Raw genomic sequence first — 25,647 nt, forward strand, 5'->3', positions numbered from 1 at the left:
TTTATCCGCATTTTTATGATATTTTCACGAGAACAACCTAATGCTAAAAATTTTTAATACCTTAACCCGAGAAAAAGAAATTTTTAAACCTATCCGCGACAACCATGTGGGGATGTATGTGTGCGGCGTCACCGTTTATGATTTATGTCATATCGGACACGGACGCACGTTTGTTTGTTTCGATGTGATCGCACGTTACCTGCGTTATCTGGGCTATCACCTGACTTATGTGCGCAATATTACCGATGTGGATGACAAAATCATCAAACGCGCGCTGGAAAACCACGAAACCTGCGAGCAATTGGTGGATCGTATGGTGGTCGAAATGTATCGGGATTTTGATGCGCTGAATATTCTGCGTCCGGATTCGGAGCCGCGCGCCACTCATCATATTGCGGAAATTATTGACCTGGTGGACACCTTAATTCGCCGCGGGCATGCCTATGTGGCGCAAAACGGCGATGTGATGTTCGATGTGGAAAGTTTCCGCCAATACGGCAGACTGTCCCGTCAGGATCTATCCCAGCTACAGGCCGGCGCGCGGGTGGAAATTTCCGCAATCAAGAAAAATCCGATGGATTTCGTGTTATGGAAAATGTCCAAACCGCACGAACCGAGCTGGCAATCGCCGTGGGGCGCGGGGCGTCCGGGCTGGCATATTGAATGTTCGGCGATGAACTGCAAGCAGCTGGGCGCACATTTCGATATTCACGGCGGCGGTTCGGATTTAATGTTCCCGCACCATGAAAACGAAATCGCCCAATCCTGCTGTGCGCACGACGGCAAGTACGTCAATTACTGGATCCATTCCGGTATGATTATGGTGGACAAAGAAAAGATGTCCAAATCGCTGGGTAATTTCTTTACCATTCGCGATGTGCTGCAACATTATGATGCGGAAAGCGTGCGCTACTTCCTGTTAACCGCCCATTACCGCAGCCAGCTGAATTACAGCGAAGAGAATCTGAATCTGGCCCATGGTGCGCTGGAGCGCTTATACACGGCGCTGCGCGGCACCGACCGAAGCGCGGTTGCCTGCGGCGGTGAGAATTTTATCGCCGCCTTTAAAGAGGCTATGGACGACGATTTCAACACGCCGAACGCCATTTCCGTCTTATTTGAGATGGCGCGTGAAATTAATAAACTGAAAACTCACGATATGGCGCAAGCCGACGGCCTGGCCGCCCGTATGCGCGAACTGGCCGACGTGCTGGGGCTGCTGACACAGGATCCTGAGCATTTTCTGCAATCCGGCTCTGATGTCGACGATGTGGCGAAAATCGATGCGCTGATTAAACAGCGTAATGACGCCCGCGCGATAAAAGACTGGGCGGCGGCGGATGCGGCGCGTAACCAACTGAGCGCGATGGGCATCATCCTGGAAGACGGCCCGAACGGCACAGTCTGGCGGAAACAGTAACCTCAAACGGCACGTCTTCTCGTGCCGTTTGCATTTTCTCGCCTATTTTTGCATGCTATCGGTCATCAGCGCAAACCATGCCTGCATGCGCCGGTTCATTTCCCGAATCTGCGCCTCATCCGGCGGCGTGCGGGCAAATACCCGCTGCCAGTAGCGATCCGGCGGCGCATAATCACTGCCGGCGATAAGACCGTCCAGTTTCTGGGCGCAGGCTTCTAGATCCACCGCACTTTCCGCTTTAAACGCGCTGGTTTTATCGATGCGCAATATATTCAGATAACTGTTAATCGCAGTCGTTATCACCGGCAGCGGTTGGCATTGACCGCGCAGATAATCTTCCACATAGACGGTCAATTGCTCAAGTGCGGTGGTTTTTTCCACTGTTTTGAAGGTCACCTTTTCTTTTTTAGCGTAATAAACCGCCGGCGCCGCATTATCCTGCACCGCACATTGCAGCAGATAATAAATCCAGTTTTCGATTACATCCTGATCTCTGATCGCACTACCGACCCGCCAGCGCACGCGTTGCAGCATGCCGTTTTGCTGTGCGTATAAATGATCCAAATCGCCGTATAAACGGACATTTCCGTGCCGACAGTGAATATACAATTCTACCGATTGGCTGTGATAATCGCGCGTCAGGTAATCGGCCACACTGTCTTTTAGCTCCCGAATATCCCGTTGCAGTTGTTTTTCATACACCTGCGCAAAACTGCCGCGCGGCATGATGCCTTTGATCATCAGCGCGGCAAAAAACGCCTCTTGCGCCGCTTCATCGCAATAAAGCAATTGCTCATTGATATAATACTGATCCAGATTATTCAGGCTGAAATTTTCACTGTCCGCAATCAACGGATTGTCATACTCGAAACTCACCCCCAACCGTTGTTGCAGAAAAAATTTCAGCGGATGGCGGACAAATGCGATCAGATCGGGCAAGGCGATTTCACTCACCGGCTCCGGCGCCAGCGGCTGAATAAAATCCGGGATATCGGCATGCGGCGGGCGTTTTGCCAACGGCAACCATTTGCGCGCAAAAGTGCGGTCGTTACCGCGAAAGTTTTGTTCGCTGAAAGCGGTCATACTGTGTTGTTTTACCAGCAATGCGCGCCACGCCTGCGGGGTTTTCTCCGCCGTCTCAGGAGCTTCAGCAGTCAGGTTTTCCGTCACATAATCCAATAACTGGCTGACCAGTACGGAGGGCTCTTTCGGTTGATCGTCCACCACCGAACGCCCGACATAGCTGATATAAAGATAACGCTGCGCCGATAATAACGCTTCTAAAAACAGGTAACGATCATCATCCCGGCGGAAACGATCACCTTTCTGATGATGATACTGCATTAAATCAAAACTGTTCGGCGCATGCTGGCGCGGATAATCCCCCTCGTTCATACCGAGCAGACACACCACCTTAAACGGAATGGAACGCATCGGCAACAGGGTACAGAAATTAACCTTTCCGCCCAGAAATCTAAGGCTGTTCGGACTGTCCTGCAAATACCCGCTCAGCACCTCGGCAACCACGTCGGCACCGAGCGGATCATCAAATTTTGCCGCCTGCAGCTGTTCGGTGAAGTGCTGAATACGTTCTTTCAGATACCATAGCGTTTCGCCATTTTGCTCGTCTGCGGCAAAAAATGCGTCGGTCAGCGCCAGCAAATGCTGATGCCATTGTAAGACATGATGCGTTTCCGCCAGCACCTGCCTCCATTGGTACAAACTGTCGATAAACTCCGCCAGATAACCCGCCAGCCGCCCGTTCAGCCCATAGCAATTATCCAGCCCCAGACTATCCTGCCAGATACCGTTTTCTTCCCGCATGGCATAACCGAGCAGCATGCGCTCCAGCCCGGCCAGCCAAGCGTTGTAGTTATGCTGCGCACTATCCGTATATTTATCCAGACCGAAACGAATGCCCGCTTCGGCCACCCAATGATGGATCAGCGCCAAATCCTCCGTTTCAATGTGAAAACGCGCACGCACGGCGGGAATATCCAGCAAAGCCAGCACTTCTTCCGCACCGAACTGGCTTTCTTTGACATTCAGCAGACTGATAAAACCGGACACTAACACATCGTTTTCTGCTAACTTATTATCGGAAATGGAAAAAGGGATATAATCCGCTTCCTGACCGAACACGGCGCGGATATACGGCGTATAGTGATCAATATCGGCCACCATCACCACAATATCCTTCGGCGTAAGGCTTGCATCCTGCATAAACAGATGCAGCAAATAATCATGCAACGCCTCCACTTCCCGCATGGCGCTGTAACAGGCATGAAAACTCAGAGAATGATCCTGCGCCGAATAATGCAACGGCTGCCCTCCGTTCGGCTCTAAATTCAGGATACGCGCCTGAATCTGCGCCAACAGATTCGTTTCCGCCGGTTCCGCATAGGCACTGATTTCATTGCACTGCAACTCGGTGAGCAAATATAAAAAATCGCGTCCCAGTTTTCCCCACGAAGACAGCAAAGGATGGCCGATCTGTAAGATCTCATTATCGTAAGTATATTCGACGGCATGATTTGCCAGCAGGCAAGCCTGCTGTGCCGAAAGCAGCGGCCGGGTATGCTTATCCGCATAGGCGGTGCGGTGGCGCATTTGTAATTTCTGCCAATAGGACGGATCGATAATATCGCCCCAATATTCCCGACAGCCGTTATTAAAAAATAAATGCACGTCACAATAGGCGCTGATCCCATGCAGCGTATCCAGATAGGTTTTCGGCAGCGCAGAAATTCCAAACACAAAAATCCGTGCCGGCAGTTTCTGCGGTGCGCCCTGCGCTAATAAAGTCAAAAAGCGCTGATGTAAGCGTGCGCGATGCCAGAGTTGATCCGAACCGTTTTCCGTGCTGATTTCGTCCGTCAAGGCGCGCCATAATGTACCCTGCCACTGCACATGTCGGGTGATTTGGGCAAATAACGGTGCATTACCGTCTTTGAGCTGTTGTGCGATCTGTCTGCCGACGGCTGGATCATCGCCCTGCTCCCATGCGGTTATCCACTCCGGACGATACACTAAATACTGGTCGAATAAATCGGCAATCTTATGTGCCAGCTGATACAGTTTTTGCTGCTCCGCCTGCGCGGAAGAGGCCAGATAATTGCGCAACGGCTGAAAATCCGGGCGGGATAAATAGGCGGGAATCAACCGCATCAGCCGCCAGGTCATACTTTCCTTTTCAAACTGGCTTTGCGGTGCGACATCCGGCAAATTCTCCGCATATTGACGCCAGATAAAGGTTGCCGGCATCGGAAACTGTAAATTCGCGGCAATGCCCTGTTTTTCCGCAATCTGCCATTGCAGCCATTGCGCCATCCCCGGACTTTGTACCAGAATCGTTTCCGCCTGCAAAGGATCATTTAACGGCTGTCGCTGCATTAAATGAATGAGAATCTCTTTCTGAATATCCAGTTGATTGGAATAATAAACGGTAAACACGCCTGTTCCTTTTTATAACACGATTTCGCCCGCAGGATAACGCACGCTCACTTGCGCCGGCGAACAACTAATGCGGAACGTTAGCTGATTTTGCTCAACGCGTGGCTGGCAGGCTAGGCCTAAAAATAACCGTTGCCGCTGATTTTCTGCAATCTGTATCGCCTGATAACGTTGATAAATATTTACCGCACTTTGGCGCTGCGTGGCAATCCATTGATTAACGGACAGAAAAATACCACTAAACAAGGTTAAAGTCACTAACAGCGAAAGCAAATTCATGCCCTTGTAATTCACCGTACTATTGAGGTTCAACATCATACCAGCTTTTCTCCGCCAGCCGCCATCGGCTGTATTGTCTAAGGATATTAGTCACTGTCGTTTTATTATAGGTAATCTGCACCTGTTCATCTTTATAGAAATTGCCGCCCGTAATCAGCGTACCGCTGATTTTTCCTTTGCCCGTAATAGTGAGATCGCCCTGCGCAACAATCACCGCATTAATATTGCCGTTCAGCGCCCATTCGGTTTGCTGCGGGCCGAACCAATAAAGCGCATCTTGGTTTGCCCGCGGCAAGGACTGCGGCGGCGGGCTGAGCTCGGCGGCAAATAAGGGGATCAGGTTCTCTGTGAGATATTGCCCGAACGCGGCGGGATTCAGCGCCTTTTTTGGCGCTTGTTGAAACAATGACAGCCGCTCACACCAGACAAAATGAAAAGTGCGGTCGTTTTTTGCCGGATTTTCAAAGCGGATACGCCGGGTTTTATCATCGTTGTCCAACGGCAGATTGTAGCATTCGGCATGTGCCTGCTGATGAGCGATATGCTGCAAGGCAATATGTTCCTGCACATAAATCTTACGCTGCGCCAATAACGCGGAATGCAGCCGTAACATCTCATCATCAAATAGCATAAACATCACCAAAAACGCGCTAAGCAGCATCAGCAGCGTTAATGTCATGATGCCGCGATACGGCATTAGTCCGCCTCCTGATTAATAAGCGGCACGATAATGCCGGTTGCATAATGAATCGTCGGCCGCTGCTTTAACCTTCCCGTCAGCTGCACTTCCACCGCTTTCCCGGCAATCAGCCAGTTAAACCACAAATGGGTAATCTCAATTTCGGTATCGTCCAGCAGATCCACCCAACCGCCGCTGTTACAGGCAGGCTGTTGTATATAACTGCGGCACTGCGCCTGACCGCAATCTTGCTGTACCGTATTTTTATAGGTCAGACGGGTTTCCAGCATTTTATCGTGCAGACGATAACCGAACAGTTCGCGTTCAATTTCGCGGGCGCTGTTTCGCCCCTCTGCCATACAAAGGCCGGATTTATAACTGCTGCCGATACAGCCCGTCGCATCCAAATCATAGAAAAACAGGATACAACTGTTTTGCCTTTCGCCGTCTGCCTGCGCAATGACGACACTGCGGCCGCGCTCATCCTGCTCGAATAACGTCAGATTATTGCGCACTAATTTTTCCGATACGGCGCGGAATCCGGCGCGGCGCAAATCTTTGCCGATAAGCTGCACCGCACGCTGCAATTCGCTTTGCAAATGCAGGTGTAATAAAACCTCCTGATTTTGCCGCCGGGTTTGCGCGTAAAACTGAATAATCACCAGCAGTAGCAATGAAGACAGCGAAAGGGACAATATCAGCCCCGTCAGGCTATGTCCGCGATATAAACATGCCATATTTTATGTCTCATCATTCACACAGGCGCTGAGAGCCTGATTGTTTTTCAGCTTCAGGCTGCCAATATTAAAAAACGAAAATAGGGTTCGGCGCTCTCCGGCCTGCAGCACCATACAGGCGGTTGAGATAGTATTACGAATGCCGTTTAAACGGGTGATTTCTTTCGGGTAATAGGATTTGCTGATCAACATGGTTTTACCGGCATAAGACGGATAATAAAATTGAGCCGAAAGCTGTGACGAACAGCTCTGTGGTGAGAAACAATCGCAAATCTGTTCGTTTTTAATCTGCGCAGTGATACACCAACGATGTTGCAACTGATCCCGATTGGCAATCAGCAGCCAAATCTCATTGGAATTTTCAACCCGAGCCTGAATATAGCGCAAAAACAAATACAGTTTACGCTGTTCTTTTTCCAATATCGCCTGATCGCTGCCTTGCTGCCAGACAGGCAAGGCCAATAACATCATGCTGCTGATAATCAGCAATACGGTCAACATTTCCAATAACGTAAAGCCTTTCGCCATGGGGTTGTTTTTCCTCTTCAAAAACCCAGTGTTTTAAGACCGCACTTTAACGGCGAAAACATCCTTTGACGATAAAATCAACACATTTCCGGAATGCAGATCGCAAAAATAAAAAAATTGGATAGAAAAAGATTAGAAACAAAAAATAGTTTTAGCTAACAATATAAGCAGGAAAGTTGGTGGGTCGTGAAGGATTCGAACCTTCGACCAACGGATTAAGAGTCCGCTGCTCTACCACTAAGCTAACGACCCGTAAATATATTTCAGGGAATGTTATGTTAAAGTGGTGGGTCGTGAAGGATTCGAACCTTCGACCAACGGATTAAAAGTCCGCTGCTCTACCGACTGAGCTAACGACCCGCAAACATATTTAAGGAATACTACCGTTAATTGGTGGGTCGTGAAGGATTCGAACCTTCGACCAACGGATTAAAAGTCCGCTGCTCTACCGACTGAGCTAACGACCCGCAAACATATTTAAGGAATACTACCGTTAATTGGTGGGTCGTGAAGGATTCGAACCTTCGACCAACGGATTAAAAGTCCGCTGCTCTACCGACTGAGCTAACGACCCGTAAATATATTTAAGGAGTGTTACGTTGAAGTGGTGGGTCGTGAAGGATTCGAACCTTCGACCAACGGATTAAAAGTCCGCTGCTCTACCGACTGAGCTAACGACCCACGAACATATCATCGCGTAACGGAGGCTTATAATACTGGTTTTATTTTAATAATCAATAAAAATCTTTAATTTTTTATTCGTTTGAATGAATACTCACCATATATTCTAAGAAACCGGCGATTTTTGCGCATATAAAAACCGGGTCGGTTCGGACCCGGTTTTCATACTAAAAAAGGAATGCGTAAAAATTAGTATGCTAACACTGCACGACGGTTTTTCGCATAAGCCGCTTCGTCATGACCTAACTCAGCCGGTTTTTCTTCACCGTAAGAAACTGTTGAAACCTGACCAGCTTGAACACCTTTAGCTGATAAGAAGTTTTTAACAGCATCTGCACGACGTTGACCTAATGCAATGTTGTATTCCGGTGTACCGCGTTCGTCAGTATTACCTTCAACTAACACTTTAGATGCAGGAGTTGCATTTAAGTATGCAGCGTGAGCATCCAAGATTTGTTCGTATTCGCCTTCGATGTTGTATTTATCGAAACCGAAATAAACGGTGTTGTAACGTTGCTGTAAATCCTGAACGGAGTAACCGCCGAATGTTTGAGCATTTGCATCAGCGCCAGCGCCTGCGCTTTCATTTTTTGATGAACTACAAGCTGCTAATACTGCTACAGAGCCAGCTACTACTAATAATTTTGCAAAGTTTTTCATTAACTTTTCTCCTAGTTTTTACTCAAATATGGTGACCAAGCTGGAAATTTAACTTGTCCATCACTTCCTGGTAGACGGGCTTTGAATCGACCGTCAGCAGAAACCAATTGTAGCACCTTTCCTAAGCCTTGTGTAGAGCTATAAATAATCATAATTCCGTTCGGCGAAATGCTCGGACTTTCATCCAGAAAAGTAGAACTTAACATCTCGGTTGAGCCTGTCGCTAAGTCTTTTTTCACAATATGATCACCTGAAATCATAATTAACGTACTACCGTCGGCGGAAATTTGCCCGCTATAACTGCGGCCGCCCGAGCTGACCAATGAAGCGCCACCACCTGACGCACTCATACGGTAAACCTGCGGCGATCCGCTTCTGTCGGAAGTGAACACGATTGACTGTCCGTCCGGAGACCAGCCCGGCTCGGTATTATTACCGGCACCGCTCGTCAACTGAGAAACCTGTCCACTGCCTAAATTCATCACATAAATATTTAATACGCCGTCTTTAGAAGAGGCAAACGCCAGTCTTGAACCGTCCGGCGAAAATGCCGGTGCGCCGTTATGTCCTTCAAAAGAAGCCGCCACTTTGCGTGCGCCGGAACGCAGATCATGCACCACCAGCTGCGCTTTTTTCTTTTCGAATGAGACATAAGCCAGTTTGCTGCCGTCCGGCGACCATGCCGGTGACATCAACGGCTGGGAACTTTGCGTTACGATAAACTGATTATGTCCGTCATAGTCCGCCACGCGTACCTGATAAGGCTGAGAACCGCCGTTTTTCTGCACGACATAAGCGATCTTGGTTCTGAATGCGCCGCGAATCGCGGTGAGTTTTTCGAACACTTCATCACTGACCGTATGCGCCCCTAATCGGATCGCATTAGCCGGCACGGCATACTGGTTCTGACTTAACACGGTTCCTGCCGTTCCCGATGCGCCGATGGTATCGACCAGCTGATAAGCAATGCTATAACCGTTTCCGTTCGGGGTTACCTGACCGACGACAATGGCATCAATACCTAAAGATGACCACGCCTCCGGCGTCACTTCGGAGGCCGCACTCGGTTGCTGCGGCATGCGGCTTACCGGAATGGGATTAAATTTACCGCTGTTGCGTAAATCCGCAGAAATAATATCGGCAATATCTGCCGGTGCGGAGCCGGAACCGTTCCATTTAAACGGAACGACGGCTATAGGACGCGCACTGTCAACGCCCTCATCAATCACAATACGGACTTCATCATCGGCAAACGCTGGATTCGCCAATAACAGAAACAGCATTGCCAATAAACTCATTATACGTTTCATGTCGTTTTCCTCAGGTTAAACTTACTTTCCTAAAACCATACCAGTTATTTAATATCAAAATCAATAATCGGGGCTTTATATTTACTATAGATCGCATCGGACGGCGCCGCCGGCACTTTTTTGGTTCTGGCCACCGCACTTAATGCCGCAGTGCAGATATCATCCGGCCCGGAGACTTTCTGATAACCGGAAATCGTGCCGTCGCGCTCCAGCTGGATTTTAATCCGGCAAACTTTACCGGCAAATCCCGGATCTTTTAAGAAACGACGCTGAATTTCTTTTTTAATCACACCGGCATACTGATCACCGACTTTACCGCCGTCGCCGCTGCCTAATCCGGCACCGCGCCCCTGACTGCCCTGCCGGTTGGCATTACCGCCCACCGAGGCACTGCCGCCGCCGATATCGCCGCCGTTCAGGAAATCATCCAATGCGGCCTGCTCAGAGTGGCGTTTTGCAGTGGCCGCATCGGCTTTCGCCTTGGCCTCGGCCTTCGCTTTTGCTTCGGCATCCGCTTTCGCCTTAGCCGCCGCTTTGGCGTCTGCTTCGGCTTTTGCCTTGGCTTGTGCATCAGCTTTGGCTTTTGCCTTCGCTTCGGCTTCCGCTTTTGCTTTGGCGGCTTTTTCCGCTTTCGCTTTTGCCTCCGCTTCAGCTTTCTGCGCCGCTTCCGCCGCCGCTTTGGCTTTAGCTTCTTCTTCCGCTTGTTTTGCCGCAGCCGCCAACCGTTTGGCTTCCGCCTCAGCTTTCAGTTTCGCCGCTTCAGCCGCTTGTTTTGCTTTGGCTTCTTCAGCATCTTTCTGCTTTTGCAGCGCCTCTAATCTGGCTTTTTCTTCCTGCTGTTTTTTCTGTTGTTCGGCAAGCTGTTTCTGGCGTTCCTGCTCTTTTTGCAGCGCTTGCTGTTTCTGATACTCCAGCTGTTTTTGGCGCTCCAGTTCCTGTTGGCGCTGTTGTTCTTCAAGCTGTTTCTGCTTATCCTGTTGTTCGTCTATGGGTTCCGGTTGTTTCGCTTTATCCGTATCGCCTTTTTTCTGTTGCTGCAAGCGCCCCCACTCCTGCGCGGCGGATCCGGTATCCACCATAACGGCGCCGATTACCTCGCCCTCACCTTCGCCGCCGCCCATAATCTCGACATTGTGATAGAAAGAACCTAATATCAACAAACCAAACAAGATAATGTGCAGTATGATAGAAACGATAACTGCATCGATACCTTTATTCTGTCGATTATTGCGCACAATTATACCTACTTAGTTAAATCGGGTTAGTCATTAATCCGACGGATTTAATGCCTGCAAGATGAAGCAGGTTCAGCGCTTTGATGACTTCCTCATAAGGCACATCTTTCGCCCCGCCCACTAAAAACATCGTGTTGTTATCTTTGTCATATTCCTGTTTAGTCAGTTGAGTGACCATTTCTTCCGTCAGCCCCTCACTGCGCTCTCCGCCCACGGAAAGCGTATATTGACCAATTCCCGATACTTCCAGAATCACCGGCACTTTATCTTCATTCGATACGTTCTGACTGTCAACGGCATCCGGCAGTTCAACCTGTACGCTCTGGCTGATAATCGGCGCGGTTGCCATAAAAATCAGCACCAGAACTAATAATACATCTAAAAAAGGCACGATATTAATTTCGGATTTAATATCGCGACGTCTGCGACGATAAGACATAATTGCCTCTAAAAAAACGTTTCTAAAACCGACCGCACTTTGGCGCGGTCAACATGGAACCTGAATTAATTGTGGTGATTCCGACCGAACACCTGACGATGCAAAATGGTGGTAAATTCATCAATGAAATTACCGTAATTCTGTTCGAGCTTATTAACGCGTAAACTCAGGCGGTTATAGGCCATCACTGCCGGAATGGCGGCGAACAAACCGATTGCGGTGGCAATCAGCGCTTCGGCAATCCCCGGGGCGACCATTTGCAGGGTTGCCTGCTTGGCGCCACTTAAGCCCATAAACGCATGCATAATCCCCCATACCGTACCGAACAGACCGATATACGGGCTGATTGAGGCGACGGTGGCCAAAAACGGAACGCGGGTTTCCAAATCTTCCACTTCGCGGTTCATCGCCAGATTCATTGCGCGCGAACTGCCCTGAATAATGGATTCCGGCGAATCGGGATTCGCCTGTTTTAAGCGGGAGAATTCTTTAAAACCGACATAAAAAATCTGTTCGCTGCCGGATAAACCGTCACGGCGGTTGGATAATCCTTCATACAGTTTGTGCAGATCTTCACCCGACCAGAAACGGTCTTCAAAGGCGGAGGATTCTTTCAGCGCCTTGGTCAATACACGGCTGCGCTGAATAATGATCGCCCAAGAGGCAATTGAAAACGAGACTAAAATTAAAATTACAATTTGAACAACAATACTTGCTTTTAGAAACAGTTCTAAAAAGTTCAATTCAGTAGTCATTAGATAACTCCGAGAAATTAATATACCTAAACGTCAGTGAATCCGAAACGCAGACTTGATCTCAACAGGAATAGCCGTCGGTTTCATTTTACCCAGATCAACACAAGCCACTTTTACCGTGGCTTTGCATAAAATCACATCCTCTCTTCTTAATAATTGTGTAAACAAAATCGTCGCACCTTTCACCTCGGTGACATCGGTGTCCACCCTCAGCAAATCATCCAGCCTTGCCGGCAAACAATAATCAATCTGCATTGATTTGACCACAAATGCGATATTCCGTTCATGTAATAATGTCTGCTGGGAGAAGTTCAACCCGCGTAAATATTCCGTCCGCGCGCGTTCAAAAAAATGCAGATAACGCGCATGATACACCACGCCGCCGGCGTCGGTATCTTCGTAGTACACCCGTACCGGGAACGAAAATATCTTCATTTCAGCATTCAACCTTCAGATAATCAACACTATTTTTTATAAGGAAGAAAATTTGCGTATTTTAGAGCGACTGGCTCGGATTAGCAAGCGATAAAGTGCGGTCGGAAATAATTATTTTTTATAAAAATTAAACAATTTTTATCATCGGCCGACGGCTGAAACCCAAATGTTCGGCACGCTGATGCGGGCGGCAAATGAAAATGAAAGAGCGGGCAATATCACCCGCTCTGAGAGATTATATCAGGTTATTAAACAGCGCAATCAGTGCGATTACATAGCCGCACAGCGGGAAAAACACGCATTTCCATACCACGGAACGGATTTCAAATCCGATGCCGTGAATCCATAAAATCATGGTTGTCCAGATTAACGCCATGACCCAAAACGGTGACGCCACTCTCAGCTGAGAGGCAAACTCATTGATATTAAAGAAAAAGAATAGCGTAACTATCACCGCAAGTATAAAGGAAAGGGCTCGCCAGGAGCCCTTATTTAGCTGTTGATACAGTGCATTGATCATTGACTTACTCGTCAAATTTACCTGTTTTTTCAATACCGATCGTAATCACGGCACTGATCATAACGGCGAACAAAACACCCACTACCCACAAAACATAAAACATAATTTATCTCCTTAGTATAATGAGTTTTTGTTTTCTTCAATGAAATCACTGTCAAGACGACCGAACATCTTCATATATGCCCAAATCGTATAAGCCAGTAAAATCACCACGAACACCAGTGCCAAGCCGAGCATCAGCGTCAGCGTCAATTCGCTTGAAGTCGCATCCCACATCAGTAAACTCATTTCAGGATGTGTGATTGACGGCATCACGAACGGGAACATTGAAATACCGCAGGTCAGAATAATACCGGCCATAGTTAATGATGAGAACAGGAATGCCAGTCCGCAACGATTAGCCTTCGAAGCCAGAATATTCAGCAATGCGCCGCCTATAGCCAATGCCGGGAAGATAAACAGTATCGGTGCGGCTTTATAATTATCGAACCATGCTCCGGTCTGAGTGATGACTTCTTTGCCGAGCGGTGAAGACGGTGCGTTGTGATCAAGCACGCTGGTCACCACAAAACCGTCTTTGAAATACAGCCAAATCCCCGCCAGCACGAATGTGATTAAGGTGGCGAATGCGCCGACCTGTGTCACCACACGGGCGCGCTCACGCAATTCAGATGTGGTTTTCATCTGTAACCATGCGCCGCCATGTGTCGTTAACATAGCTAAGCTAATCACGCCGCAAAGCAAAGCGAACGGATTTAATAACGCAAAGAAGGAACCGGTGTAAGTCACCTGCATTAAGTCGTTGAATTCAAAGGGTACGCCCTGTAATAAATTACCGAATGCCACGCCGAATACCAACGACGGCACAAAACCGCCTAAGAATAAACCCCAATCCCATGCCTTACGCCATGTCGGATTGTTGATTTTTGCACGGTATTCAAAGCCGACCGGGCGGAAGAATAAGGCGGCAAGCACCAGAATCATCGCAATATAGAACCCGGAAAAAGAGGTGGCATAGACGATCGGCCAGGCTGCAAACATTGCGCCGCCGGCGGTTAATAACCAGACTTGGTTACCGTCCCAGTGTGGTGCAATCGAGTTGATCATAATGCGTTTTTCCACTTCTTTTTTACCCGCAAAAGGCAATAAAGTGATGACGCCCATATCAAATCCATCAGTTACTGCAAATCCAATAAGCAATACACCGACTAAAATCCACCAAACAAAACGTAGAAATTCATAATCAATCATATGCGCTCCTGCTTATTTAGATGATTGTTCAAAATAGTAACGGCCGGTTTTTAACGAACTTGGGCCAAGGCGACCATATTTGAACATTAAGTACATTTCGACGACAAGGAATACGGTGTACAAGGCACAAATTAAGCCGATAGAGAACCACAGATCGCCCGTCGTTAAATGCGATGCGGCCACGCCGACCGGCAACACGTCATAAATCGCCCATGGCTGACGGCCATATTCCGCCAAGAACCAACCGCTTTCAATCGCAATCCACGGCAACGGCATCCCCCATAATAACGCTTTCAGTAACAGCGGACTGCGTCCCACGGTTTTACGCACATTTTGTACGAATGCCGCAAGCATCAGGAGTAAAATCAAACCGCCGGCAGCCATCATGACACGGAATGACCAGAAAGTCGGCCCGACGTTCGGAATGGTATCGGCTGCGGCCGCTTTGATTTGCTCGTCGGTAGCATCAACAACATTGTCCGTATAGCGTTTAAGCAATAAACCGAAACCGAGATCATTTTTAACCGCACTAAACTGTGCTTTTGAAGCTTCGCTGACCTGACCTTGCGCTTTTTTCTCCGCTTTTAACTGCTGTAATAAGCCGTAAGCCATCATTCCGTTGCGTACACGCTCTTCATTGCGGGCTTGTAAATCAACTAAACCTGCGAACTGTTTATCTATAGAACGGGTGACAATTAACCCCGCCGCATAAGGAATCTGAATGGCGAAATCGTTTTTCCGTTCCGCTTGGTTTGGAATAACCAGCATGTTCCATGCCGCAGGCGCCGGCTGAGTATGCCATTCGCCTTCCATCGCCGCCAGTTTCACCGGCTGAGTCTGACCGATTTCATAACCGGACTCATCACCCATGATCAGCACAGAAATAACCGAGATGATGCCGAAGACGGAAGCGACAGAAAAAGAACGTTTGGCAAAGCCGATATCGCGTCCTTTTAAAATATAGTATGCGCTGATCCCCAATACGAAGAACGCACCGGATACATAACCGGCCGATAAGGTGTGTAAGAATTTACTTTGTGCCACCGGATTTAACCACAACTCCATAAAGCTGGTCATTTCCATACGCATGGTTTCAAAGTTAAACTCAGAACCGATCGGATTTTGCATCCAGCCGTTCGCAACTAAAATCCACATTGCGGATAAGTTTGAACCGAAAGCCACACAATATGTCGTTAACAAATGTTTGCCTTTTGATAAACGATCCCAGCCAAAGAAGAACAACCCGACGAAAGTTGACTCTAAGAAAAATGCTAACAATGCTTCAATCGCCAGCGGTGCGCCGAAGATATCACCGACATAATGAGAATAATATGACCAGTTGGTACCGAACTGGAATTCCATTGTAATACCAGTGGTCACCCCCAGAGCAAAGTTAATACCAAATAACTTACCCCAGAATTTTGTCATATCTTTATACACTTCTTTGCCTGTCGCTACATAAAGCGTTTCCATTATCACCAGAATAAAGGATAATCCCAGCGTTAACGGCACAAACAAAAAGTGATATAACGCAGTTAATGCAAACTGCAATCTAGAGAGTTCAACAACGTCTAACATCTCAACTCCTTGTAAATGCTACAAGTTCTTCACAAATGATTACCATGTAATCACCCCATACGCTTAAAAGAATGTTCCCTAAGCAAGCTCCATTGAATTACCTTTATAATTATTACTACAACATAAAATTCACACTATTTTTACAGCCAGTAATTAATTATTCTCATAGGTACCCCAAGACAGGGATGTATTCTACTACTAAAGATAAGGATAAAAAACCGTAAAAATGCAATACTGATCACATTTTTGTATTTAAATCAAAAATAATAATAAATAGGTATAATTCTATCTATTGATATAAGTCAAATTACATATTTTATTAACATTTTTACAACATTTATTGTGTACATGATCACAAGACGGAATAAAAAATCAACCAGTACTAGACATCGCGCGGATATTCTGATAACTTTCGTTGCGTTTGATTTTTAGTATTTAAAAATTAATAAAGGGGTTTTAATGAAAACAACAATAAAATTCGTGCTGACGGCTTTTTTTGCAGCCGCAACCTTGACCGGTGTTTCCGTCTCAGCACAAGCTCAGCCGACAGAAAAACAAACAGAAATTCAGGCATTACCGCAGCAATGTGAAAAGTTATTCAAAGAAACGGAAAATCTGATTGCCGAAGCGGAAAAACAACCGGGAACCCACACGCAGTTACGCAAAATCAAAAGCAAACTGAATCAAAGCAAACAGCAAATCCTTGAAATGGAACTGGCGACTCAAATCAGAAGCTGTGATATCGGATTGGCAAAACTCACTTCAAAACAGCAATAATATCATCCGCACTAAAAAGGCTTGTTATAATATAAAACAAGCCTTTCGTTTATCTGAAGCCATATCGGCCTATTCATCCAGCACGACTTTTCCGATATAGCCCAGATTACGGTGGCGCTGCGCATAATCAATGCCGTAACCCACCACAAACTCATCGGGAATAGAAAACCCGACCCAATCCACCGGCACTTCCACCTCGCGCCGCGAAGGTTTATCCAGCAGCGTACAGATTGCCAATGATGCCGGCTCGCGCAGCTTTAAAATCTCACGCACTTTTTGTAGCGTATAGCCCGTATCAATAATGTCTTCCACAATTAAAACATGTTCATGTTTAATATCACCGTCCAGATCCTTGCTGATCTTCACATCATGATTGCTGGTCATCCCGGAGCCGTAACTGGCGGTCGTCATAAATTCAATTTCCACCGGCAGCTGCATTTCACGCACCAAATCCGCCATAAACATAAAAGAGCCGCGCAGCAGACCGACGATAATCACTTTCTCCGCCCGTTTATGTTGATAGAATTGGGTGATCTCACGCCCCAATTCCTGAATCCGGGTTTGTACCTCTTGCTGCGGAATTAAAATGTCAACATGGTGTTTCTTCATACATATACCTTTATCAGTAAGTTATCTTTGCGCTGCGAATAAGTGCCGCGTATTGTAGCAAAAAAAAAAGCTGAAGTATAAACTCCAGCTTTTCAAATACCCTAACGAATTTACTTTCTACTCTACTTTTGTTTGGAGTATCTTAAAAACGACCTCTACCCAATCATTTTTAATCGCAATACTTAACAAACGCGGTCATTGTAGCAAAATCGATTTTAATGTCAATAAGAATTATTCTCATTTATAAAATTTAATTGCCCGATACTTTCATCGCCTCCAGCAATACCGAGCCGGTCTGAATGTTAGATCGCGTTTCAATATCATCGGCGACCGCCACGATATTACGCAGCATATCCGTCAATTGACCGGCAATGGTAATTTCCGCCACCGGATACTGAATCTCACCGTTTTCTACCCAAAAGCCGCCGGCTCCGCGGGAGTAATCGCCGGTCACCGGATTCACGCCCTGTCCCATTAACTCCGTCACCAGCAAACCGCGCCCCATGCGGCGTAAAAGTGCGGTCAATCCTCCGCTTAAATTCGGTTTAACCAGCCAGTTGTGAATCCCACCGGCATGGCCGGTAGTTTGCATCCCCAGTTTTCTTGCGCTGTAACTGGTTAATAAATAGGTTTGCAGAATACCGCGAGCAATAATCTCGCGCGCAACCGTTCTGACCCCTTCGCTGTCAAACGGGGAAGATGCCAGCTGACCGATTAAATGCGGCCGCTCACTGAGCTGAAACCAATCCGGTAAAATTTGGCTGCCCAACCGATCGAGCAAAAAACTGGCTTTACGGTACAAACTGCCGCCGCTGATCGCCGCCGCCAAATGACCGAATAAGCCGGTCGCCACATCATTTAAAAATATCACCGGCACGGTCTGCGTTGCGATTTTTTGTGGCTGCAGACGCGCCAACGTTTTCTGCGCGCACCGTGCGCCTACCCAATCGGGGGTTTCCAGCTTCCGCATATCCCGCGCCACCGTATATTCATAATCCCGCTCCAGTTGATCTTCATGCCCGGCGATCATCGAACAGGACAAAGAATAACGGCTCGACAGATAACTTTGCAGCATCCCGTAGCTGTTGCCATAAACCCGGACACCGGTGTGAGAATTAAACGCCGCGCCCTCACTGTTTACGATCCGCTTATCATAATCCAGCGCGGCCTGTTCTGTTTGCAGCGCCAGCTCTACCGCACGCGCCACATCAATATCCGCATGATGATAAAGCGCCAAATCCGGCGCCTCAAATGCCATTAATTCCCGTTCCGCCAGACCGGCACACGCATCGGCGGACGTATATCGTGCGATAGCCAGCGCCGCTTCCACCGCACGTTTAATCGCATCACGGCTTAAATCCGAGGTTGAGGCATTGCCTTTTTGCTGACCCAAATACACCGAAATGCCCAGCGCACCATCATTGTTAAACTCGACGTTTTCAATTTCCTGCAAACGGGCGGAAACAGATAATCCGCTGACTTTCGTTACCGACACTTCCGCGCCGGCACCGGCCTTTTGCGCTGCATCCAGCGCATAGACGACCGCCTCGCGCAGCGCCTGTTCCTGCTGCTTTAAAAGTGCGGTCGGATTTTGTTGATTTTCCATACTAAAACCTTGGTATTAAACATGTTGCGCATTTTAGCTTATTTTACGTCATCTCGCTAATACGGACGAAATTATGCTAAACTAACCGCGTTTTTAGTTTAATGCAGGATGTAATTATGTCAAAACGCAAAAAAGACGTCTTTGATTGGGAAGCAGAACAGGAAGAGATAATCTGGGTCAGCAAAAGCGAAATCAAGCGGGATGCCGAAGCGTTAAAAAAGCTGGGCGAAAAACTGGTGAATTTAACTCAGACCAATTTAACTAAAATCCCGCTGGACGATAGCCTGTCGGAGGCGATAGATCTTGCCCGCCGTTTACAGAAAGAAGCCAAACGCCGGCAGCTGCAATATATCGGGAAACTGTTGCGCAATACTGATGTTGCCCCGATTCAGGACGCGCTGGATAAAATCGAAAACCGGCATAATCATCAACAGGCCATGCTGCATAACTTGGAACAGCTGCGCGATGAATTGATTGCCAAAGGCGACGACGCACTGACACGGCTGCTCGCCGATTACCCGCAGGCGGATCGCCAGCATTTACGTCATCTGCTGCGCGCGGCACAGAAAGAAAACGAACAGCACAAAGCGCCGAAAGCCTACCGGGAAATTTATCAGTATTTAAAAACATTAATCTTAACGGAATAAAAAAACAGGGTGAGCATCAACGTTCACCCTGTTTTTTCTTAGTTTAGCGATTTACCCGGCGCCTGCATAAAGCGGAAAAAGTCGCTGTCCGGTTTTAAAATCATCATATTATCCGGTTTGGCAAAGCTGTTTTCATAGGCTTTCATACTGCGCACGAAGCTGTAAAACTCCGACTCCCCGCTAAACGCCTCGGCATACAGTTTAGCCGCCGCGGCATCACCGTTGCCGCGTAATTCCTGCGCGGTTTTATTCGCATTGGCAAGGATCAAGGTGACTTTACGATCCACATCGGCCTGAATAAATGCCGCTTTTTCTTTCCCCTGAGAACGGTGTTCGCGCGCCACCGCATCACGTTCGGCACGCATGCGCTGATAAATGGAAGACGACACTTCATCCGGCAGATTAATCTGTTTCACCCGCACGTCAATGACTTCAATACCCAGTTCCGAGGTACTGTCCTGCCCGTTATTCAAGGCTTTTTTCGCACCGGCCATTAACTCGCCGCGTGTTCCGGAAACAATATCCTTGATCGTGCGGGAACCGATTTCGGAACGCAGGCGGTCGTTAACTTTACGACGCAGCAAATTCGACGCCTGCGTATAATCCCCACCGCCGGTTGCGGTAAAGAAACGACCGAAATCGCTCACCCGCCATTTCACATAGGAATCCACCAGCAAATCCTTTTTCTCGACGGTTACGAAACGATCGGCCTGTCCGTCTAAGGTACGAATACGGGCGTCCAGCACCGTAATGCTGTCGATAAACGGAATTTTAAAATGCAGTCCCGGGTTATACACCACCACTTTATTATCCGCATCCCGCTGCACTTTGCCGAAACGCAGCATAATGCCGCGGGTGCCTTCATCTACGATCACAATGCTTGAATAAATCACGGCGATCAGAACAATAATGACCGGAGTTAAAAATTTACGCATTAATTAAATCTCCCTTGACGATTTTCCGGATTGTGCGAGGTATTTGACGAATGATTATTTTCCGCATAAACCGGCTTGGAATTCACCGCACTTTGCTGAGCGTCGTTTTTCGGCTTCTCGGTCGATACGGCATTGGCCTGTTTGCCGGTTAAAATCTGTTCCAGCGGCAATACGGTCAGATTGTTACCGTTATTGCCGTCCAGCATCACTTTCGGCGTATTGGCCATGACTTTTTCCATGGTTTGAATATACAGGCGTTCACGCAATAAATCCGGCGCCGCTTTAAACTCCGGCAATAAACGGCGGAAACGTTCCACTTCCCCCTGCGCATTCAGCACGATTTGATCTTTATATGCCGTCGCTTCTTCAATAATGCGCTGCGCGTCACCACGGGCGATAGGTTCCTGCTCACGGGCATAGGCCTCCGCTTCACGGATATAACGCTGTTCGTCTTCCTGCGCCTTGATGGCGTCATCAAAGGCCGCTTTAACCTCTTCCGGCGGACGCGCGAACTGGAAGTTCACATCTAAAATATCCAGCCCCATATTGTAAGGCTGAATAATATCCTTCAGCGCTTTCCAGGTATTTTCACGCACAATCGCCCGCCCGGTGGTTAAAATATCGTCCATCGACATATGCCCGATAACATACCGCAGCGCACTGTCCGTAGCCTGATTCAGGCTATCATCCGCATTGCTGACGCTGAACAGGTATTTAGCGGGGTCCTGCACACGGTATTGCACCGTCATTTCCACTTTCACCATATTTTCATCCTGCGTCAGCATAGAACCCTGCGTTCTCAGCTCTTTGACCTGCTCCACATTGACCGGCACCACGCGATCCACAAAGGTCGGTTTCCAGTTCAGACCGGGCTGAACGATAGAATGCAGCTGACCGAAACGCAGCACCACGCCGCGTTCCGCTTCTTTGACTGTGTACAATCCGCTGACACCCCACAAAATAAGACCGGCGGCAACCGCAACCGGCAACAGTTTGCCCGCATTAAACGACGGTTTTTTACTGCCGCCGTTTTTATTATTACCGCCCCCCAGTTTTTTCAGCAGATTGCTGAACACCTCTTCGAGATCGGGTGGCGACTGCTGATTATCCTGCGCCGAATTATCCCCCCAATCCGGTTTTTGCTTACCGTCATTCGGCTGATTATTCTCCGGCTTTTTTCCGTTACTGCCTGGCTTACCCCAAGGATCTTGATCTGAACCGTTAAAGGACATGCTTCTCTCCATTTGTCAAAAAATTGTTACACAGTCTAAACAAAATATCACACTAAGTCTAATGAAAGTCTTGATTATGTAGGGGCGATTTTACGATTTTAAAGCGCCGGTTCAATAATTTACCGAATAGATTAACGGATGTTGCAGTTTTTCCGCCGCTAAGCCCTCGCCATCCCAACGAAAGCATTGCAAGGCGGCGAAGCCGAAGTTAGTAAAAAAAGCCAGATAAAACGGAAACTGCGCGCTGAACAGCAGCTGCCCGCGCGGACAATAGGCCGAATGCAGTGATAAATTAAGCGGATCATGCCGCACTTCCGATAATTTTACGATCCCCACGCCCTGCGACTTCAGCACCGCTTCGCGCAAACACCAGATACGATAAAAACTGCCCGCCGCATCCTGCTGGCGCAAAAACCACTGTTGCTCGCACTCCGAGGCAAAATGACCTAAAAGTGCGGTGTAATTGCGCGCTTTTTGTGCATATTCGATATCAATGCCGACGACACTGTGCTGATGTTGGTCGCCAATCTGCAAAATAACCGCCACCCAATCGCCGCAATGGCTGATGTTAAAATCAATATGAGGGATTGGAAACTGCGGGCGACCGGCCGCGGTACGGTAAATCCGGCCTAAAAGTGCGGTATTAATTTGCGCTTTTTTTAACAGTTCCCACAACAGAAAATGCGCCACCCAGCGGCAACGATGACGTTGTCGCACACGGGGATTCCCGTTCGGCAGCAATAATAATTCGTCAGTGAATAAATCGGCGGGGATATCCTGTAGCGGATAAGGTTGTTGAATATTGCCGCAGGCAACAAATAATGTCATTGTCTCATCCCAAAAAACGCCGGAAAAAGCCGGTCGGTATTATTTTTTCCGCGACGCCAACTGCGCCAGACGCGAGCGGCAGATTTTTTCCTGTCCCGCGGCGGACAGCGTTTTCAGCCCGGCTTTGGTATTGTCAAAGCCGCGTGTTATTTCCGCCAGTTTCTCTGCCGGCAATGTGGATTGGGCTAAATTCCGTTCGATATGTGCAAAATAAATCTGACAACTTGGCGATAATTTTTCTGTTTGATAGCCGCGCATTGAACAGGCCGATAACAATAACAGCGTCACTAACAGAATGTTTTTCATAGGTTGTCCTTATAAAACGTGCAAAAAATAAGTGCTGCCGCCACAAGGGCGCGCAACACTTATATTCTATCTAAATTCACTCAGATAACAACCGGTTTACACGCTTAATAAACGCGGTCGGATTTTCCAACGCGCCGCGCTCCGCCAGCATCGCCTGCTCCAGCAACAATTCCACCCAGTCGGCGAATTCGTCCTGATCGGCAATATCGGCGGTTTTCTTCACCAGCGGATGCGTCGGATTCAGCTCAAAGGTATATTTCACCTCCGGCACGCTTTGTCCCGCCGCGGCAAACAGTTTCGCCATTTGCGTGGTCATTTGATCGTTATCGGTAGAAACGACCGCCGGCGTATCGGTCAGACGATGAGTCAGACGCACCGCTTTCACTCGGTCGCCAAGCAGCGTTTTCACCCGTTCCACAAACGAACCGAAGGCTTCATCCTGCGCTTTTTGCTGTTCTTCTTCCTTATCCGCCAGCTCGCCTAAATCCAGATCCGCTTTGGTGATCGGCTGCAACGGTTTGCCGTCGAATTCGGTGAGATAGCTTAACATCCATTCGTCAATCCGATCCGATAGCAATAACACTTCAATGTCTTTCTTGTTAAACAGTTCCAAGTGCGGGCTGTTTTTGGCCGCGATATAGCTGTCGGCGGTAATATAATAAATGCCTTTTTGTCCCGCTTTCATGCGCGCCACATATTCTTCCAGCGACACATTCTGCTCACTGCTGTCGTTTTTGCTGGAAGCGAAACGCAATAATTTGGCAATCGCATCTTTGTTGGCAAAATCTTCCGCCGGGCCTTCTTTCAATACCAAGCCGAATTCGTTCCAGAATTGCTGATATTTTTCCTTGTCGTCCTGCGCCAGTTTTTCCAGCATTTGCAGCGACCGTTTAGTCAACGCTTTACGCAGCGCCGCGGTGACTTTGTTATCTTGCAGGATTTCACGCGATACGTTTAACGGCAAATCGTTACTGTCGATCAACCCGCGCATAAAACGCAGATAATTCGGCATAAACTGTTCCGCATCGTCCATAATAAATACGCGCTGCACGTAGAGTTTCAGCCCGTGTTTGTGCTCACGGTTAAACAGATCCCAAGGCGCTTTCGACGGCACATACAACAGGCTGGTATATTCCTGATTGCCTTCCACTTTATTGTGCGTCCACAACAGCGGATCGGCAAAATCATGGCTCAGATGTTTGTAAAATTCTTTGTATTCGTCATCCGAAATATCGCCTTTCGCCCGCGTCCAAAGTGCCTGCGCTTTATTGATTTTCTCCCATTTGACGCCGGTTTCCTTGCCTTCCTCATCATGCTCTTTGCTCAGAATTTCCACCGGCAAGCCGATATGGTCGGAATATTTACCGATAATTTCGCGCAACCGCCATTCGTTAGCGAATTCTTTTTCGTCCTCGCGCAGATGCAATGTGATTTCCGTACCGCGCGTTTTTTTCTCAATATCCGCAACGGTGTAATCGCCTTCGCCGGCGGATTCCCACAATACGCCTTTATCGGCACTTTCACCGGCCGCGCGGGTTTTTACGCTGACTTTATCCGCCACAATAAAAGCGGAATAAAAACCGACCCCGAACTGCCCGATTAACTGGCTGTCTTTCGCTTGATCGCTGCCAAGTGCGGTCAAAAATTCTTTCGTTCCGGATTTCGCAATCGTACCCAAATGGTCAATCGCCTGTTCGCGGGTCATCCCGATACCGTTATCGCTGACGGTCAGCGTGCCTTTCGCTTCATCAAAGCTGATGCGCACTTTCAACTCGCCGTCGCCTTCGTATAATTCCGGTGCGGATAAGGCCTTAAAACGTAATTTATCCGCCGCATCCGACGCATTTGAGATCAATTCACGTAAGAAAATTTCTTTATTGGAATACAGCGAATGGATCATTAAATGTAACAGTTGTTTGACTTCCGATTGAAACCCGCGGGTTTCCTGATTTTTGCTCATAATAATTTCCTCTCTGACTGAATGTTTCCGTATATAAGAGCAAATACCGAGATTTCAAGCGCAATCACGCCGCTAATTGAGCAATTTTTGCGCTAACAGGAAAGTGATGGAAAAAAGAAAAGTGAAACGGAATAAAACGCGCTGAACGCAAAAGTGCGGTAATTTTTACCGCACTTTTCGCCGTTGAGGGAAAACAATCAGAATGTGTAGCGCAAACCGACTTTGGCACCATATTGATTGATTTTAACATCATTGACTTTGCCTAAACGGTTATACTCCACCGTCCCGGTCAACGCCCAGTTCGGCGCCAGCTGATAAGCCGCACCGGCAAAGGCACCGTAACCGAAGCGGGTTGAATCTTCGCTATAGGAATACACATTGCCGTTGCCGGCCCGATAAAATTCATCCACTTTAACCAGATTCGACGCTAAGCGAACCCCGATATACGGTTTCAGATCCGTATTTAAATTCAGATCATAAATGGCGGAAAAACCGAAACTGTGGATTTTCAGCTCACCGTTGCCTACCCCGCCATAACTGTATTCCGATTTACCGTAATGGGTATAGTCCGCGGCCAAACGCCAGTCCACAAATTTATACCCGACGATTACGCTCGGGGTAAACTTGCTTTTATTAATTTCTCCGTAATGCAAGCCGGAGGTTTTGATTTTAGAATAGCCTAAATCACCCTCAACATACCAGTTTGCCTGTGCCGTCGCCGCCACGCCCGACGCAGCAATAACGATAGCCAATAATGATTTTTTCATGTACTTACTCCTTTTGAACA

26 protein-coding genes and 5 tRNA genes are annotated in these 25,647 nt (G+C 47.9%); 3 read left to right on the top strand and 28 right to left on the bottom strand.

What is annotated here, in order from left to right:
• Positions 1 to 40: 40 nt before the first annotated feature.
• Positions 41 to 1,420 carry a cysteine--tRNA ligase gene (gene cysS, locus ACESOH_RS08245; protein ID WP_373100694.1) on the top strand — a complete coding sequence of 460 codons (1,380 nt, stop codon included), beginning with the start codon at positions 41 to 43 and terminating at the stop codon, positions 1,418 to 1,420.
• Positions 1,421 to 1,462: 42 nt separating this feature from the next.
• Here the strand turns inward: cysS and recC are convergent, their stop codons facing one another.
• The 20 genes from recC to ACESOH_RS08345 form a co-directional block, all read right to left on the bottom strand.
• Positions 1,463 to 4,873 (bottom strand): exodeoxyribonuclease V subunit gamma, encoded by a 3,411-nt coding sequence (gene recC / locus ACESOH_RS08250; protein WP_373100695.1) that lies wholly within the window; start codon positions 4,871 to 4,873, stop codon positions 1,463 to 1,465.
• Between the two features lie 12 nt (positions 4,874 to 4,885).
• Positions 4,886 to 5,191, bottom strand: coding sequence for a DUF5374 domain-containing protein (locus tag ACESOH_RS08255; RefSeq protein WP_373100696.1), 306 nt, complete (start codon positions 5,189 to 5,191; stop codon positions 4,886 to 4,888).
• Positions 5,172 to 5,849 (bottom strand): DUF2572 family protein, encoded by a 678-nt coding sequence (locus ACESOH_RS08260; protein ID WP_373100697.1) that lies wholly within the window; start codon positions 5,847 to 5,849, stop codon positions 5,172 to 5,174. The genes ACESOH_RS08255 and ACESOH_RS08260 overlap by 20 nt, the downstream gene beginning before the upstream one ends.
• Positions 5,849 to 6,568 (bottom strand): hypothetical protein, encoded by a 720-nt coding sequence (locus ACESOH_RS08265; protein WP_373100698.1) that lies wholly within the window; start codon positions 6,566 to 6,568, stop codon positions 5,849 to 5,851. Before ACESOH_RS08265 ends, ACESOH_RS08260 begins: the two co-directional genes overlap by 1 nt.
• A gap of 3 nt (positions 6,569 to 6,571) precedes the next feature.
• Positions 6,572 to 7,096 carry a prepilin-type N-terminal cleavage/methylation domain-containing protein gene (locus tag ACESOH_RS08270; protein ID WP_373100699.1) on the bottom strand — a complete coding sequence of 175 codons (525 nt, stop codon included), beginning with the start codon at positions 7,094 to 7,096 and terminating at the stop codon, positions 6,572 to 6,574.
• A 177-nt stretch (positions 7,097 to 7,273) separates the two neighbouring features.
• Positions 7,274 to 7,348 (bottom strand) — tRNA-Lys (locus tag ACESOH_RS08275).
• A gap of 32 nt (positions 7,349 to 7,380) precedes the next feature.
• Positions 7,381 to 7,456: transfer RNA gene (locus ACESOH_RS08280), tRNA-Lys, on the bottom strand.
• Between the two features lie 31 nt (positions 7,457 to 7,487).
• A tRNA-Lys gene (locus ACESOH_RS08285) sits at positions 7,488 to 7,563 on the bottom strand.
• Between the two features lie 31 nt (positions 7,564 to 7,594).
• Positions 7,595 to 7,670, bottom strand: a tRNA-Lys gene (locus tag ACESOH_RS08290).
• A gap of 31 nt (positions 7,671 to 7,701) precedes the next feature.
• Positions 7,702 to 7,777 (bottom strand) — tRNA-Lys (locus tag ACESOH_RS08295).
• A 189-nt stretch (positions 7,778 to 7,966) separates the two neighbouring features.
• On the bottom strand, positions 7,967 to 8,437 hold the full coding sequence (gene pal, locus ACESOH_RS08300) for a peptidoglycan-associated lipoprotein Pal (RefSeq protein ID WP_032093685.1): 471 nt from the start codon (positions 8,435 to 8,437) through the stop codon (positions 7,967 to 7,969).
• An 11-nt stretch (positions 8,438 to 8,448) separates the two neighbouring features.
• Positions 8,449 to 9,735 (bottom strand): Tol-Pal system beta propeller repeat protein TolB, encoded by a 1,287-nt coding sequence (gene tolB, locus ACESOH_RS08305; RefSeq protein WP_444335312.1) that lies wholly within the window; start codon positions 9,733 to 9,735, stop codon positions 8,449 to 8,451.
• Between the two features lie 56 nt (positions 9,736 to 9,791).
• Positions 9,792 to 10,982, bottom strand: a complete 1,191-nt coding sequence (gene tolA / locus ACESOH_RS08310) for a cell envelope integrity protein TolA (protein WP_373100701.1) — start codon at positions 10,980 to 10,982, stop codon at positions 9,792 to 9,794.
• Positions 10,983 to 10,998: 16 nt separating this feature from the next.
• Positions 10,999 to 11,421, bottom strand: a complete 423-nt coding sequence (gene tolR, locus ACESOH_RS08315) for a colicin uptake protein TolR (RefSeq protein ID WP_032093682.1) — start codon at positions 11,419 to 11,421, stop codon at positions 10,999 to 11,001.
• A 65-nt stretch (positions 11,422 to 11,486) separates the two neighbouring features.
• Positions 11,487 to 12,176 (bottom strand): protein TolQ, encoded by a 690-nt coding sequence (tolQ, locus tag ACESOH_RS08320; protein ID WP_032093681.1) that lies wholly within the window; start codon positions 12,174 to 12,176, stop codon positions 11,487 to 11,489.
• A gap of 33 nt (positions 12,177 to 12,209) precedes the next feature.
• Entirely contained in the window at positions 12,210 to 12,611 is a 402-nt protein-coding gene (gene ybgC, locus ACESOH_RS08325; RefSeq protein WP_373100702.1) for a tol-pal system-associated acyl-CoA thioesterase, read from the bottom strand.
• Positions 12,612 to 12,846: 235 nt separating this feature from the next.
• Positions 12,847 to 13,131 (bottom strand): cyd operon protein YbgE, encoded by a 285-nt coding sequence (gene ybgE / locus ACESOH_RS08330; protein WP_373100703.1) that lies wholly within the window; start codon positions 13,129 to 13,131, stop codon positions 12,847 to 12,849.
• A gap of 4 nt (positions 13,132 to 13,135) precedes the next feature.
• Positions 13,136 to 13,234 carry a cytochrome bd oxidase small subunit, CydX/CbdX family gene (locus tag ACESOH_RS08335; protein WP_098042115.1) on the bottom strand — a complete coding sequence of 33 codons (99 nt, stop codon included), beginning with the start codon at positions 13,232 to 13,234 and terminating at the stop codon, positions 13,136 to 13,138.
• A gap of 11 nt (positions 13,235 to 13,245) precedes the next feature.
• A complete protein-coding gene (gene cydB / locus ACESOH_RS08340; RefSeq protein WP_032093678.1) occupies positions 13,246 to 14,382 on the bottom strand; it encodes a cytochrome d ubiquinol oxidase subunit II in 1,137 nt (378 codons plus the stop codon).
• 12 nt (positions 14,383 to 14,394) lie between these two features.
• Positions 14,395 to 15,960 carry a cytochrome ubiquinol oxidase subunit I gene (locus ACESOH_RS08345; protein ID WP_032093677.1) on the bottom strand — a complete coding sequence of 522 codons (1,566 nt, stop codon included), beginning with the start codon at positions 15,958 to 15,960 and terminating at the stop codon, positions 14,395 to 14,397.
• A 459-nt stretch (positions 15,961 to 16,419) separates the two neighbouring features.
• On the opposite strand from ACESOH_RS08345, the gene ACESOH_RS08350 reads away from it, so the two are divergent.
• Positions 16,420 to 16,737 carry a DUF5339 domain-containing protein gene (locus ACESOH_RS08350; RefSeq protein WP_032093676.1) on the top strand — a complete coding sequence of 106 codons (318 nt, stop codon included), beginning with the start codon at positions 16,420 to 16,422 and terminating at the stop codon, positions 16,735 to 16,737.
• Positions 16,738 to 16,806: 69 nt separating this feature from the next.
• Here the strand turns inward: ACESOH_RS08350 and hpt are convergent, their stop codons facing one another.
• Positions 16,807 to 17,346 (bottom strand): hypoxanthine phosphoribosyltransferase, encoded by a 540-nt coding sequence (hpt, locus tag ACESOH_RS08355; RefSeq protein WP_032093675.1) that lies wholly within the window; start codon positions 17,344 to 17,346, stop codon positions 16,807 to 16,809.
• 250 nt (positions 17,347 to 17,596) lie between these two features.
• Positions 17,597 to 18,952, bottom strand: coding sequence for a metalloprotease PmbA (gene pmbA, locus ACESOH_RS08360; RefSeq protein WP_373100704.1), 1,356 nt, complete (start codon positions 18,950 to 18,952; stop codon positions 17,597 to 17,599).
• Positions 18,953 to 19,068: 116 nt separating this feature from the next.
• Here pmbA and yjgA point away from each other — a divergent pair, with 116 nt between their 5' ends.
• The gene (yjgA, locus tag ACESOH_RS08365; protein ID WP_373100705.1) at positions 19,069 to 19,599 is read left to right on the top strand and encodes a ribosome biogenesis factor YjgA; all 531 of its coding nucleotides are present in this window, start codon (positions 19,069 to 19,071) and stop codon (positions 19,597 to 19,599) included.
• Between the two features lie 38 nt (positions 19,600 to 19,637).
• On the opposite strand, the gene hflC is transcribed toward yjgA, so the two are convergent.
• From hflC to ACESOH_RS08395, 6 genes are all read right to left on the bottom strand, one after another.
• Complete coding sequence (gene hflC, locus ACESOH_RS08370) at positions 19,638 to 20,534, bottom strand: protease modulator HflC (protein WP_373100706.1); 897 nt, start codon at positions 20,532 to 20,534, stop codon at positions 19,638 to 19,640.
• Entirely contained in the window at positions 20,534 to 21,766 is a 1,233-nt protein-coding gene (hflK, locus tag ACESOH_RS08375; protein ID WP_373100707.1) for an FtsH protease activity modulator HflK, read from the bottom strand. Before hflK ends, hflC begins: the two co-directional genes overlap by 1 nt.
• A gap of 111 nt (positions 21,767 to 21,877) precedes the next feature.
• On the bottom strand, positions 21,878 to 22,594 hold the full coding sequence (locus ACESOH_RS08380; RefSeq protein ID WP_373100708.1) for a 4'-phosphopantetheinyl transferase family protein: 717 nt from the start codon (positions 22,592 to 22,594) through the stop codon (positions 21,878 to 21,880).
• A 39-nt stretch (positions 22,595 to 22,633) separates the two neighbouring features.
• Entirely contained in the window at positions 22,634 to 22,900 is a 267-nt protein-coding gene (locus ACESOH_RS08385) for a hypothetical protein (RefSeq protein WP_373100709.1), read from the bottom strand.
• Positions 22,901 to 22,976: 76 nt separating this feature from the next.
• The gene (gene htpG / locus ACESOH_RS08390) at positions 22,977 to 24,860 is read right to left on the bottom strand and encodes a molecular chaperone HtpG (protein WP_032093669.1); all 1,884 of its coding nucleotides are present in this window, start codon (positions 24,858 to 24,860) and stop codon (positions 22,977 to 22,979) included.
• A gap of 197 nt (positions 24,861 to 25,057) precedes the next feature.
• Positions 25,058 to 25,627: an opacity family porin gene (locus ACESOH_RS08395; RefSeq protein WP_032093668.1), complete on the bottom strand. Its 570-nt coding sequence runs from the start codon at positions 25,625 to 25,627 to the stop codon at positions 25,058 to 25,060.
• Between the last annotated feature and the right edge of the window lie 20 nt (positions 25,628 to 25,647).

The sequence above is a fragment of the Necropsobacter rosorum genome, assembly GCF_964241405.1.
Lineage (GTDB): Bacteria > Pseudomonadota > Gammaproteobacteria > Enterobacterales > Pasteurellaceae > Necropsobacter > Necropsobacter rosorum.